This is a genomic window from Paenibacillus dendritiformis (genome assembly GCF_021654795.1).
Classification (GTDB): domain Bacteria; phylum Bacillota; class Bacilli; order Paenibacillales; family Paenibacillaceae; genus Paenibacillus_B.
Genome location: NZ_AP025344.1, coordinates 2,247,114 through 2,259,843 on the forward strand (window position 1 = coordinate 2,247,114; position 12,730 = coordinate 2,259,843).

General features: G+C 58.7%; 11 protein-coding genes. 7 read left to right on the top strand and 4 right to left on the bottom strand.

Going from position 1 to position 12,730, the window contains the following annotated elements:
• Positions 1 to 20 precede the first annotated feature (20 nt).
• The 3 genes from L6439_RS09755 to L6439_RS09765 form a co-directional block, all read right to left on the bottom strand.
• Positions 21 to 1,787, bottom strand: coding sequence for a SulP family inorganic anion transporter (locus L6439_RS09755; protein ID WP_213470282.1), 1,767 nt, complete (start codon positions 1,785 to 1,787; stop codon positions 21 to 23).
• 155 nt (positions 1,788 to 1,942) lie between these two features.
• The gene (locus L6439_RS09760; protein WP_006676633.1) at positions 1,943 to 2,278 is read right to left on the bottom strand and encodes an ArsR/SmtB family transcription factor; all 336 of its coding nucleotides are present in this window, start codon (positions 2,276 to 2,278) and stop codon (positions 1,943 to 1,945) included.
• A 104-nt stretch (positions 2,279 to 2,382) separates the two neighbouring features.
• Positions 2,383 to 3,615, bottom strand: a complete 1,233-nt coding sequence (locus L6439_RS09765) for an MFS transporter (RefSeq protein ID WP_213470283.1) — start codon at positions 3,613 to 3,615, stop codon at positions 2,383 to 2,385.
• A 318-nt stretch (positions 3,616 to 3,933) separates the two neighbouring features.
• Here L6439_RS09765 and L6439_RS09770 point away from each other — a divergent pair, with 318 nt between their 5' ends.
• The 5 genes from L6439_RS09770 to trhA all read left to right on the top strand — a co-directional run bounded on the left by L6439_RS09770 (position 3,934) and on the right by trhA (position 9,933).
• Positions 3,934 to 5,349 (top strand): FAD-binding oxidoreductase, encoded by a 1,416-nt coding sequence (locus L6439_RS09770; protein WP_213470284.1) that lies wholly within the window; start codon positions 3,934 to 3,936, stop codon positions 5,347 to 5,349.
• Positions 5,350 to 5,450: 101 nt separating this feature from the next.
• On the top strand, positions 5,451 to 6,842 hold the full coding sequence (locus tag L6439_RS09775) for a (Fe-S)-binding protein (protein WP_420540589.1): 1,392 nt from the start codon (positions 5,451 to 5,453) through the stop codon (positions 6,840 to 6,842).
• A gap of 35 nt (positions 6,843 to 6,877) precedes the next feature.
• A complete protein-coding gene (locus L6439_RS09780) occupies positions 6,878 to 7,849 on the top strand; it encodes a GNAT family N-acetyltransferase (protein WP_213470286.1) in 972 nt (323 codons plus the stop codon).
• A 397-nt stretch (positions 7,850 to 8,246) separates the two neighbouring features.
• Positions 8,247 to 9,116: a MurR/RpiR family transcriptional regulator gene (locus tag L6439_RS09785; RefSeq protein ID WP_168182986.1), complete on the top strand. Its 870-nt coding sequence runs from the start codon at positions 8,247 to 8,249 to the stop codon at positions 9,114 to 9,116.
• Between the two features lie 172 nt (positions 9,117 to 9,288).
• Positions 9,289 to 9,933 (top strand): PAQR family membrane homeostasis protein TrhA, encoded by a 645-nt coding sequence (gene trhA, locus L6439_RS09790; RefSeq protein WP_210429672.1) that lies wholly within the window; start codon positions 9,289 to 9,291, stop codon positions 9,931 to 9,933.
• Between the two features lie 80 nt (positions 9,934 to 10,013).
• Here trhA and L6439_RS09795 read toward each other — a convergent pair whose 3' ends face one another.
• A complete protein-coding gene (locus L6439_RS09795; RefSeq protein WP_213470288.1) occupies positions 10,014 to 10,775 on the bottom strand; it encodes a MerR family transcriptional regulator in 762 nt (253 codons plus the stop codon).
• Positions 10,776 to 10,954: 179 nt separating this feature from the next.
• Here L6439_RS09795 and L6439_RS09800 point away from each other — a divergent pair, with 179 nt between their 5' ends.
• Together L6439_RS09800 and ffh are read left to right on the top strand one after the other, a co-directional pair.
• The gene (locus L6439_RS09800; protein ID WP_168182984.1) at positions 10,955 to 11,314 is read left to right on the top strand and encodes a putative DNA-binding protein; all 360 of its coding nucleotides are present in this window, start codon (positions 10,955 to 10,957) and stop codon (positions 11,312 to 11,314) included.
• Positions 11,315 to 11,333: 19 nt separating this feature from the next.
• The gene (ffh, locus tag L6439_RS09805; protein WP_168182983.1) at positions 11,334 to 12,707 is read left to right on the top strand and encodes a signal recognition particle protein; all 1,374 of its coding nucleotides are present in this window, start codon (positions 11,334 to 11,336) and stop codon (positions 12,705 to 12,707) included.
• Positions 12,708 to 12,730 lie beyond the last annotated feature (23 nt).

Here is a 12,730-nt window from a genome sequence, read left to right on the forward strand (position 1 = left end):
ACCGGTGGTACCTATGCCGCTCACGCGCGGACGGTCTCCCGTGTCCGGACCGAGCATGGTTGGTCCGGGGACGAGCCGGCCCCGGACAAGACGGCGCATTCCCGGAACGCGAAATGCCTGCACCCTTGACAGCGCGCCGTACTGATGCGCGTCAGGGCATAGTCGATGGCGGCGCCCGTCCGATCGAAGAAATGGTCGGCCCCGATATGATCGGCCAGTCCCGTCCGGGACAGGAGCGTCCGCGGCTGGTCATGGATGCCGGTCACGAGCACGATGCCGCCTTGGCGCTGAACGCGGCCGACGAGAGCGGACAGATTCGCTTCGGCGGTCGTGTCCATGTACGGGACGCGGCCCATGCGAAGAATCAGGACGAGCGGAGTGTCTGCGGACTGATCGGCCAGCGATTGCTCGAAGGACTGAGCCGCTCCGAAGAATAGCGGCCCTTCGACCGTGAACATGCTGATTTGCGGGCAATGCTGCCCGTCCCTCACGATCCGGGAAGAGACCTTGGCCTTCCGATCTGCCGGATCGGGCAGCACTTTGGCGACCTTGACGCCTTCGCTCATCCGCTTCACGAACAGTACGACGGCCAGCACGAGCCCGGCCTGGACCGCCACCGTCAGATTGAAGAAGACGGTCAGCAGAAAGGTGACGGCCAAAATAAGCGAATCGGCGGTCCGTGTCCGCAAAATGTGCAGAAAAGCTTTGCGCTCGCTCATATTCCAGGCGACAACCATCAGAATCGGCGCCATGGCGGCGAGCGGAATATTCGAGGCGTACGGCGCGAAGAACAGCAGCACAAGCAGCACGACAAGCGCATGCACGACGCCTGACACGGGAGATACGGCTCCGTTCCGGATATTGGTCGCCGTTCGGGCGATTGCTCCGGTCGCGGGAATCCCGCCGAACAGCGGCGCGATCATGTTGGCGACTCCCTGGCCGACGAGCTCGCGGTTGCTGTTGTGCCGATCGCCCGTCATGCCGTCGGCGACGACGGCCGACAGAAGCGATTCGATGCCGCCGAGCATCGCAATCACGAAGGCGGGCTGCAGCAGATGGACGATGCGATCCCAACTGATCGCCGGCACCCGGAATTCGGGCACGCCGCCCGGAATAGCGCCGAAGGTCGACCCGATCGTGGCGACCTGGCCCGGGAAGAACCAGGCGGCAGCCAAGCTGGAGATGAGCAGCCCGATCAGGGAGCCGGGAATGCGGGGCAGCCATCTCGGCGTGATCAGCAGGACGCCAAGACAGATAGCGGCGGTCAATATACTATATAAATTGAGCGACGGCAGCTTCAGGATAAGGGCGCGCATATCGGCGATGAAGCTGCCCTGCTTGTCGACGTGCACGCCGAGGAAATCGGCGATCTGCCCGGTAAAGATGATGACCGCGATCCCGGAGGTGAAGCCGATCGTGACCGGCCGCGGGATGAAGCGGATGACGGCTCCGAAGCGGAACAGCCCCATCAGCACGAGCATGAGTCCAGCCATGAAGCCGGCGATGAGCAGATTTTCGTAGCCATACTGCAGGACGATAGCGAACAAAATCGGAATGAACGCGCCCGTCGGCCCCCCGATCTGGAAGCGCGAACCGCCCAGCAGCGAAATCAGCAGGCCCGCCACGATCGTCGTATAGAGTCCGTACTCCGGCTTGACGCCCGAAGCAATGGCAAACGCCATCCCTAACGGAATGGCGACAATGCCGACAATACTTCCGGAAATGATATCTTGCTTCAATGACTGCACGGTATATCCGGCATACCGTCCGCGCAACAACGGCTTCATTCACTTTCCCACCATTTCTAAATATCTGATTATTTGAATATATAAAAAATCATATCTGTCATTTCCGCTTCTGTCAAAGCCGGTGTAGCGCCGTGTATGGCGGCCAGAAAGGGAAAAGAGAGGAAACCCGAGTCTGTTACTCGAATCCCTCTCTTTTATGAAGATTCTTGCTTTTTGATGTTTTGCAGCATCGAAATCGAGTTGACAAGATGATTGTCGAAGATGCGCTTCGCCACCTGGAGCAAATCCTTAATCATCGGATCGCGCAGAGAATAAATAACCGAGGTTCCGTCCTTAACGCCGTAGACGACGTTCTTGCCGCGAAGGACCGCCAATTGCTGCGACACGGCCGATCCTTCGATCCCGAGGATCGACTGGATTTCGTTCACCGTTTTATCGCCCTCGCACAGAACCTCCAATATTTTAATTCTCAAGGGGTGTGCCAACGCTTTGAAAAACTCGGCTTTGAACTGTTGAATGTCCGGATACATGGCGTACTCCCTTTGTCATGGAAAGAGTAGATATAGAATAGTGTACCACAAAACGGACGCTTCTGGAAAAGAAGCATGGAAGCGCCCGGGCGCGGGCGGCTTCCTCAGGAAGAGAGCGGAGGGGAAGCATGGCCCTCTGCCGCCGCATGCTTCTTCTTCAAGATAAACCCTGTGCTGGCCGAGAGCAGGTACATCGTCCCGCCAACGATATATACCGCCTGCGGTCCCCACATATCGGCCACGGTACCGGCGAACAGCACAGATACCCCGAACAGAACATAGTTGATCGTGCTCTGCGCCGCGAATACATTCGGCTGCTCGTCGAGGGGAGTGTACTGCTGGACATACGTCCGCTGGGCGATATCGCGAAGCTGGTAGAACGGGCCCATCAGCAGGACGATGGCCAGGGCGATGAAGGCCTGCGTATTGAACGCGTACCCGTAGGCGAACAGGCTCACGCCGAAGGAGCCGACGATAATGGCGCCCACGAGATGGCGGTGGATAAGGGCGGACAGCTTGAGCGTAATCAGCCCGCCGATAATGGTGCCCGCGTAGTAGGAGGCATTGATATAGCCCCACCACGCTTCATCCTTCTGCAGCACTTCCTGCGCGAAGACGAGCGTAACGCCGCCAATCCATATACCGCCCGCGATGCCTTCGACGATATCCATCCACGTGATGATCCGCATCTGCGGATGCGTGAACAGGAAGGTCCAGCCGGCCAGCATGGAGCGGGATGCTGTGGCCTTCCGTTCGATCTGTTCCCGGTGGGACAGGCGGACGAGGAAAAGGCAGCCGAGAAGCAGCAGCCCGGAGGACAGCTGCAGCACGAGCGAGTGGCCGAGCTTGGCGACGAGAATGCCGCCGGCGGTCCAGCCGAGCAGCGACAGCATCTGCATGCTGGTGGAGACGAGGCTGTTGGCCTGCACCCGCTTGTCCTCTTCGACAAGGCGCGGATAGAGCGCATTGGCCGCTGCGGAGGCGCAGCCTTCGACATAGCCGATAAGCACGATGCCGCCGAACGCATAGCCGAGAAAAGCTGACGTAGGCAGCATCGATGACAGGGGCGCCAGAGAGAAGGCCACAAGCGCGGACAGCGCGCATTGGAGCAGCAGGAACAGCCGTGTCACGTTAGCGACCGTCAGCTTCGTGTACCAGAACGGCAGCGAGAAGCTGCTCGACAGCACGGCGATGGAGCGGACGAAGGAGACTGCTCCGGCGAAGGCCGCCGAACCGGTCAATTGGTATACGGCGGCGATCAACGTCATCATATAGAGCGATCCGGCCAGATTGGCGAACGATCGGCTTGATAATAGGGAGTAGAAGGAACGATTCAAGCAATACACCTCATTGCATTGGCGGTTCGCGCCCAAGCGGAGAGCGCCTTGGCGAATTCCGTTCTAACGTAATTTTTTCCTATTATAGCATGTTGGGAAAATATTGCTACTTATTTTTTTATAATAATTATTCTACTTTAGTGGCGCGGATCGGCTTTTTTCGATGAACCGTCTTTCCTTTATTCGATGTTACTGATATATTAAATCATAAATCATATTATATTTTTGAAAGAAAATTTCATAATGAATTTGGTAGAAGCGATCAGATCATCTGAACAGTATGCCTCTCGAGGACATCACCAACAGGAGGGAAATACGATGATATTGGACGAAGTGCGGCAAGAGCTGCTGCGGCTGCTGGGCCCGGAGCGATTCCGCGACGATATGGAAGCGCTTATCACGCATTCGTATGATGCGACCCCGATGCTTCAGACGATGCCGGATGCGGTCGTCTACCCGGAATCGACGCAGGACGTGCAGCATATTCTCCGTCTTGCGAATGAGCAACGCATTCCGATTGTTCCGCGGGGAGCGGCCAGTAATCTATGCGGCGGCACGGTGCCGGTATCCGGGGGCATCGTCGTGGCGATGACCCGCATGAACAAGCTGCTCGAACTGGACACCGACAATCTGACGGCCACGTTCCAGCCGGGGCTGAATACGAAGCAGTTCCACCGCGAGGTGGAGAAGAAGGGTCTGTTCTATCCGCCCGATCCGAGCAGCATGGTGATCTCGACCTTGGGCGGCAACATTATGGAGGGCGCCGGGGGATTGCGCGGCTTGAAGTACGGCACGACGAAGGACTATGTCATCGGTCTGGAGGCGGTTCTTCCTTCCGGCGAGGTCATCCGGACGGGCGGCAAGCTGTACAAGGACGTCGCCGGCTACGATTTGACGAAGCTGCTGGTCGGGTCCGAAGGGACGCTCGCCATCGTGACGGAGGCGACGGTGAAGCTGGTTCCTGCGCCCCGAGTGAGACAGACGATGCTGGTCGCTTTTGAGGATATTTACGCGGCGGCCCGCTCCGTCTCGCGAATCGTGGGGGCCGGCATCATTCCCGCGACGCTGGAGTTCATGGATCAGCCGACGATACGGGTTGTGGAGGAATACAATCATATCGGCCTGCCGACGGATATGGAAGCGGTGCTCTTGATCGAGCAGGACGGTCAGGAGCCGCTTGGCGTCGGGAAGGATATGGATGCCATCGCCGCGATATGCCGGGAGGAAGGGGCGGCCCGCATCGATATGGCGCAGGATGAGCATGAGGCGGAGCAGCTGATGAAGGCGAGGCGCAGCGCGCTGTCGACCCTGGCGCGCATCCGGCCGACGACGATATTGGAGGATGCGACGGTGCCCCGTTCCCGCATCGCCGATATGGTTTTGGCCATTAACCGGATCGCGGCGCAGTACGAGCTGAATATTTGCACGTTCGGCCATGCCGGGGACGGGAATCTGCATCCGACCTGCACGACGGATGCGAGAGACGGCGCGGAGATCGAACGGGTGGAGCAGGCGTTCGCCGATATTTTCGAGGAGGCGATTCGGCTTGGCGGCACAATCACCGGCGAGCACGGCGTCGGCACGGTCAAGGCGCCTTATCTGGAATGGAAGGTCGGAGAGGCGGGCATCGCCGTCATGAAAGGCATCAAGCAGGCGTTCGATCCGAACGGCATCATGAATCCGGGCAAAATCTTCGCCAAGTCCGCCCGCAAAAGGCTGGTGATCACGCGATGAGCAGCGTCAGCATGTCTCACAGCGAGAATAATAGCAAGAGCGAGAGCGGTAGGATGAGCAGTCATATGAATCCTGGCATGCAAAACGGCACGCACAACAACATGTCCGGCAGCGTGAACGGCATACAGGGCCAAGGAAGCGGGCAGCGTCCGGCGGGCGCACTGCAGCGGCAGCTGGTCCAGATGCTCGATTACGAGCAACTGATGAATTGCATGCGTTGCGGATTTTGCCAGCCGTCCTGTCCGACGTTCCAGGAGACCGGGCTGGAAGCGGCTTCTCCGCGCGGGCGCATCGCCCTCATGAAGGCGGTGGCGGACGGGTTGATGGAGCCGGACGCCGCGTTCAAGCAGCAGATGGATCTGTGCCTGGGCTGCCGGGCCTGCGAGCCGGTATGCCCTTCCGACGTTAAATATGGCCAGCTGCTGGAGCAGACGCGGGAAGTCCTCTTCGAGCATACGGAGGCGCAGCCCGGGACGGTGCCGCTGCGCCGGCTGCATAAGCTGGCGAAGCCGATCTTCAAGCGTCACCGCCGCTTGCGGCTGATGAGCACGATCCTGCAAGCGTACCAGCGCACCGGCCTGCAGCGGCTGGCGCGGCGCGGGCGGATGCTGCGCTGGCTTCCGCAGCACATGCAGACGATGGAGCGGATTATGCCTCCAGCCGACAGCAGAGGCGTCGTGAAGCGGGCCGGCGGGCATCGGTTCCCTGCGAAGGGGGAGTGCATCGGCACGGTCGGGCTGTTCCGCGGCTGCATCATGGATGTGCTGTTCACGGAGACGAATGTGAATACCGTGCGTCTGCTGACAGAGGCCGGCTATGACGTCGTCATTCCGGAGGAGCAGTCCTGCTGCGGCGCCTTGTTCTCCCACAGCGGCAACCGGAAGACGGCGCTGGAGTTCGCCATGCAGAATGTGAAGGCGTTCCGGGAAGCGGACGTGGATTACATCGCTTCCAATGCGGGCGGATGCGGGGCGACGCTGATCGAATATGATCATCTCTTGGCGGAGGAAGCGGAATGGGCCGAGCCGGCGCGCCGTTTTTCCAAGCAAGTGAAGGATATTAGCGAGCTGCTGCTGCGCTCGGGGCGTTGGAACGCTCTGGCGGCTCCGGCCAAGCCAGCATCGGCCGCGGAATCGGGCTCCTCCGTCACGGTGACGTATCAGGATTCTTGCCATCTCCGCAATGTGATGCGGGCCGGCGACAGTCCGCGCCGATTGCTGCGCATGATGCCGGATACGAAGTTCGTGGAACTGGAAGGGGCGGAAATTTGCTGCGGTTCGGCAGGGATTTATAATCTGGTCCAGCCGCAGATGGCGAACGCGATTCTCGATGCCAGAATGGAGGCGGTGGAAGATACGAAGGCTTCGGTTATCTTGACGAGCAATCCGGGCTGTCTGCTGCAGATGAAGGCGGGAGTGGAGCGGGAGCAAGCGCATGACCGGATTCAGGTTATGCATATCGTTGATTATTTTGCGGAAAAAGTGTTGAGATAATCTTTCATCATAAATTATAGGCGGGAGGAATGTGCATGAATGTCATTCCAATGCAGGCCGAGTGGCTGGTTCCGATGCTTGACTTGTGGAACCGGGAGTTGGGCGAACATTTTCCGATGCGGGAAGAGCTGCTTCGGCAAAATACGTTTGAAGATGTCAATGTTTATGCTCCGGGTTCATGGCTGGCGCATGACACGGATGGAACGCCGCTCGGATTTGTCGTAGCGAAAGCATGGCAGGAAGAAGAGCGCGGCATGAAGCTGGGGGAAGGCGGGGGCTGGATTCAGGCGCTGGTCGTCCGTTCCGAGGCGAGGGGGCGCGGGCTGGGAAGCCGGCTGTTGGCGTTGGCGGAAGAAGCGCTGCAGGCGGCCGGGGCGGATAAGGTTTTTATGGGACGCGATCCATGGCATTATTTCCCCGGCGTTCCGGCTGCGCTCGCATCGGCCCGCCCATGGCTGGAACGGAGAGGCTACCGCCACTTATATCAGGTACATGATTTGTATGCCAGCGTCAAGGAGGAACCGGCCGTTCGGCCGGCCTACTCCGGAGGCGCCGAGGCGAGACTGCTGACAGGCGGCGACCGGGAGGAAATGCTGCGCTTTTTCCGCAGATGCTTCCCCGGGCGCTGGTATTATGAGGCGCAGTGCTATTGGGAACGCGGAGGCGAAGGCCGGGAATTTCTAGGTCTGTTCACGGAGAGCGGGGAAATGATCGGCTTCTGCCGCGTCAACGATGCAGCTTCTCCGTACATCGTCCAGAATACGTACTGGGCTCCGCTCGTTCCGGAGCCGCTCGGCGGAATCGGCCCGCTCGGCGTGGACAGCCGCTATCGCGGCAAAGGCTACGGCCTGGCCTTGGTCGAGGAAGGCGTGGCGGAATTGCAGTCGCGCGGGATGAAGCATCTCGTCATCGACTGGACGGAGCTGGTCGATTTTTACGTCAAGCTGGGCTTTCGGCCGTGGAAGTGCTATGATCTGATGGCGAAGTCGTGGGGCGGGGATTCATAGGGCCGGGCGCTTTTGGCTGCACGGGAAGCGCGGCGGTCCTCAGTGTTCGCCCGAGACGATAGTGGACGGAATTCCCTGGCCGCTCCAGCATGCCGGGGCATGCGGAGGACGGGCGGGCCCGCGGGTGCCCTGCGGGTGTCCGTCCTTTTGCCGGTCGCGCTATCGCGCTATGAGATTATTTTCACTTGAGTCTTGTCCTCGGCGAACCTGATCTCGATCACGAACGCGGTCTTCGATCGCCGCCGCTGCTCCCTGCCGGACAGATACGAATGGAATGGCGTTCGCCCGCGCCGCACGGTAAGATAGAAGACAACAGGATGCGATATCAGGCACGGACAAGCATCCGAGCGCGGGTCCGCGCGGAATGAAAGGGGAAGAAAGAAAGGGGGAACCAACCATGTTTGCTTCACCGACCAAAGGCGGCCTGATCATGCTGTCCGATATGCTGGGCAAGCTGCCGCCGTCCGAGAAGAAAATCGCGTCATATATTTTGGCGCATCCCGAAGAGGCGATCTCGCTGACCGCTTCCGAGCTGGGAGAGAAATGCAATGCCAGCAGCGCTGCCGTCATCCGCTTATGCAAATCGCTGAAGTTAAAGGGCTTTCAAGAATTGAAGCTGCGCATCGTCGGAGATTTGAATAAGTCGGAGAGCGAAGGGTACCGCGACATCAAGCCGAACGAGCAGGTCGACACGGTATTGGCGACCATGACGAATAACAGCATTCAGGCGCTGCGGGAGACATCGGAGATTGTCAATCTTCACGATATGGCCGCGGTGGCCGATCTGTTCATCCGGGCGCGGAACATCCACTTCTTCGGCGTGGGGGCCTCGTCGATTATCGGCATGGATGCGCAGCAGAAATTTCTCCGGATTAACAAGCCGGCCACGGCGTTTACGGATCTGCATGTGGCCGCGATGAATATCGCGAACATGACGGAAGAGGATGTCGTGTTCGGCATTTCCTATTCCGGGGAGACCCTGGAAGTAGTCGATCTGCTGAAGCTGGCCAATGCGAAGGGGGGCCAGACGGTCAGCCTGACCCATTACGGGGATTCGCCGGTGGCAGCGGAAGCGCGCATCAACCTGTACATCTCGGCGACGAAGGAAGCGACGTTCCGCAGCGCCGCGACGTCCTCGCGGTTGGCCCAGCTTCACATCATCGATGTGTTGTTCATGTGCGTCGCCTCCCGCCAATATGACGAGACGGTGCAATATCTGGATCAGACCCGGGAAGCGATTCGCTTCATCAAGGATCGGCACGGGTAACCGTTAGCGACAACCCGATTTTCCGAGCGATAGACCCTCTCGTGAACGGCATGCCGCGGGAGAGGCTGCGCGATCCGAGGCTTCCTCACAGCCGCTGCCCGCATGCATATAATGTAATCCGCCCAGATGATGCGGGCGGCAGGCAGAACACGGCAAGGAGGGAACCCGAATAATGGATCGGCCGGCACGGATGAAGCGAAGAGACGAAAGGGCGAGCGCTTATACGCACGGCATCGGAATGGTATGCAGCCTCGGCGCGTTGGCTCTGCTGGCGGAGGCGGGAATCAGCCATGGCACGGTATGGCATATCGTCAGCGCGAGCGTGTACGGGCTGACGCTCGTAATGATGTTCGCCATATCGGCGATCATGCACAGTGCCCCTGAAGGAGAGCGCAAAACATGGCTGACGATGGCGGATCATATGTCCATTTACGTATTCATTGGCGGGAACTGCACGCCGTTTCTGCTTGTGTATATGCGGAATGAATTCGGCTGGAAGCTGCTGGGGGCCATCTGGGGAACGGCGATTGCCGGCATTATATGGAAGCGATTCTATACGGGGCGGTACATATGGATTTCGACGCTCGGTTATCTCGCGATGGGCTGGCTCATCGTCGCGGCCTGGCCGGAGCTGTCCGCCGTGCTGCCGCCGGCAGGTCTTGTCCTGCTTGTATGCGGAGGCATCATCTATACGGCGGGCATTGTCTTCTTTGTCTGGGAAAAGCTTCCCTATCACCATACGATCTGGCATCTGTTCGTGCTGGCGGGGGCGGGACTGCATTTTGTATGCATTTACCGCTATGTTCTGCTTGGATGAATGCTCGCGGCCTATTACTAGAAAAGGACGCCATGCCGGCCGCATTTTTGCGGGGCATGGCGTCGCTTGCAAGGCGGATTCTATAGATGGCGCTCGGCATAAATGCGCATGGCGTCGCGCAGCGTCTCCGCCAGAGCGGGGTGGAAGCGGTCGTACAGCTTGCGGAAATCGGCGTGATCCACGTACAATTCGCCCAAGCCGGCATAGACCTCGCGCGTCGGGGTGTAGAAGCGGCTCACCCATTGGAAGTGCTCGGCGATCACCTCCTGAATCGGGCCGCTATCCGGCGGACAACCCTCGCGAATGAGATCGGCGATCCGCTCGTGAATGCGTTCGGACTCCTGCTGCACATCCTGCCATTCGCTGCGCGACCAGGACTTGGTGCGCTCCTCGCTCTCCCGGATACCGCGCTCCGCGCCTGCCCCGTATCTTTCCTTCAATTCCTCTACATATTTCTCTTGCTTGCTTCGGTCAAATCCGTCAAACCATTGCTCTGCGTTCATGGCTTGCTCTCCTTCCGTGTTTTGTATCGTGCGATCCAGCGTGGCCACCAGCCGCTGCAGACGCTCGATTCGCTCGGTAAGCAACTGGTGGTGCTGCCGGAGGGCTGCTTTTTGATCGAAGTTATCCGACTGCATCAAGGCCTGAATGTCCGTCAACGGGAGATCCAGCTCCCGGAAAAACAAAATATGCTGCAGCCGCCGCAGCTGATCTTTTTCATAATAGCGGTAGCCATTGTCCCCAACATAGGCCGGCTTCAGCAGTCCGATCTGATCGTAATACCGCAATGTCCGAATCGTGACGCCGGACAGCTTCGCTACTTCGTTTACGGTGTAGGCCATTGCTTCATCGCTCCCTTCATGCCTTACTATAAAGCGTGACGTAACGTCACGGTCAATATGCAAAAAAAGAAATGTGCGAATGTTAAGGTTAATCCCTTGACATGGCCGCCGGATTCGGATATGATTAGGAACGTTGATGGGCTGTAAAGGTTTTTTCCTTGACGAAAGGAGTGGCCCGGATGAACGAGGAACATGTTCTGGAGAAGACGAACCGCGTCAATATGCTGTTCGATTTCTACGAACCTCTCTTGACGGAGAAGCAGCAGACGTTCCTGAAATGTTATTTTCAAGACGATTTTTCATTAGGCGAGATCGCCGCTGAATTCGGCATTAGCCGCCAGGCGGTGTATGAACATATTAAGCGGGCGGAGCAGACGCTCGGCTCCTATGAGAGCAAGCTCGGATTGGTAGCGAAGTATGAACGCCGGAAGCAGCTGCTGGATGCGCTGCGCGACGAGTTGAATGAGATATTGGGTATGCCCGACCCGCAGCGTGCGGAACTGCAGAAGATTATCCGTGAACTGCAGGCGTTGGATTAAGGGAACGGGGTGAATAGGAATGGCATTTGAAGGACTAACGAGCCGGCTGCAGAATGTCTTCGGCAAGCTGCGCGGCAAAGGGAAAGTAACCGAAGACGACGTCAACGAAGCGATGCGCGAGGTGCGCCTAGCGCTGCTGGAGGCCGACGTCAACTTCAAGGTCGTCAAGGAATTCATCAATAAGGTGAAGGAGAAGGCGGTCGGCCAGGAAGTGATGAAGAGCTTCACGCCGGGCATGGTCATCGTTGACATCGTCAACAAGGAGCTGACCGAGCTGATGGGCGGAACGGCCGCCAAGCTGGCCAAGGCGAACAAGCCGCCGACGGTCATCATGATGGCCGGCTTGCAAGGCGCCGGGAAGACGACCACGTCCGGGAAGCTGGCGAAGCTGCTGCAGAAGCAGAACCATAAGCCGCTGCTGGTCGCGGCCGACATTTATCGGCCAGCCGCCATCAAGCAGCTGGAGGTGCTCGGCGCGCAGATTAATGTGCCGGTCTTCTCCCTGGGCGATCAGGTCAGTCCGGTAGAGATTGCGCGCCAGGCGATGGAGCATGCGCGCGCCAATCATCTCGACTATGTGATCGTCGATACGGCGGGCCGCTTGCATATCGATGAGGCGCTGATGGAGGAACTGAAGCAGATTCACGCGACAGTGAATCCGGACGAAGTTCTGCTCGTCGTCGATGCGATGACCGGTCAGGATGCGGTCAATGTCGCGGAGAGCTTCAACCAGCAATTGGCGCTTACCGGCGTCGTGCTGACGAAGCTGGACGGCGATACGCGCGGCGGCGCGGCGCTGTCGGTCAAGGCCGTGACAGGCTGTCCGATCAAGTTCGCCGCTCTCGGCGAGAAGATCGATGCGCTTGAGCCGTTCCATCCGGAGCGGATGGCTTCCCGGATTCTCGGCATGGGGGACATGCTGTCGCTTATCGAGAAGGCGCAGGCGAACATCGATGCGGACAAGGCGAAGGAAATGGAGATGAAAATGCGCAATGCCGCATTTACGTTCGACGATTTCCTGGAGCAGATGCAGCAGGTGAAGAAGCTCGGCCCGATCGATCAGATTTTGGACATGATTCCGGGCATGAACAAGATGAAGCAGACGGCCAATCTGAAGGTGGATGAACGCCAGATGGGCCGGATCGAGGCGATTGTGCGCTCGATGACGAATGAGGAGCGGCAAGATCCCGATCTTATCAATCATAGCCGGCGCAAGCGGATCGCTGCAGGCAGCGGAACATCGCTGGCCGACGTCAACCGGCTGATTAAGCAGTTCGACGAGATGCGCCGGATGATGAAGCAGTTCACCGAGATGATGGGGCCGAAAGGTCCGAAGATGATGAAGAATTTGAAGAGCAAGGCCGGCAAAGGAATGAGATTTCCTTTCCGCTGATGCATAGGGCCGGTTCCCCATAA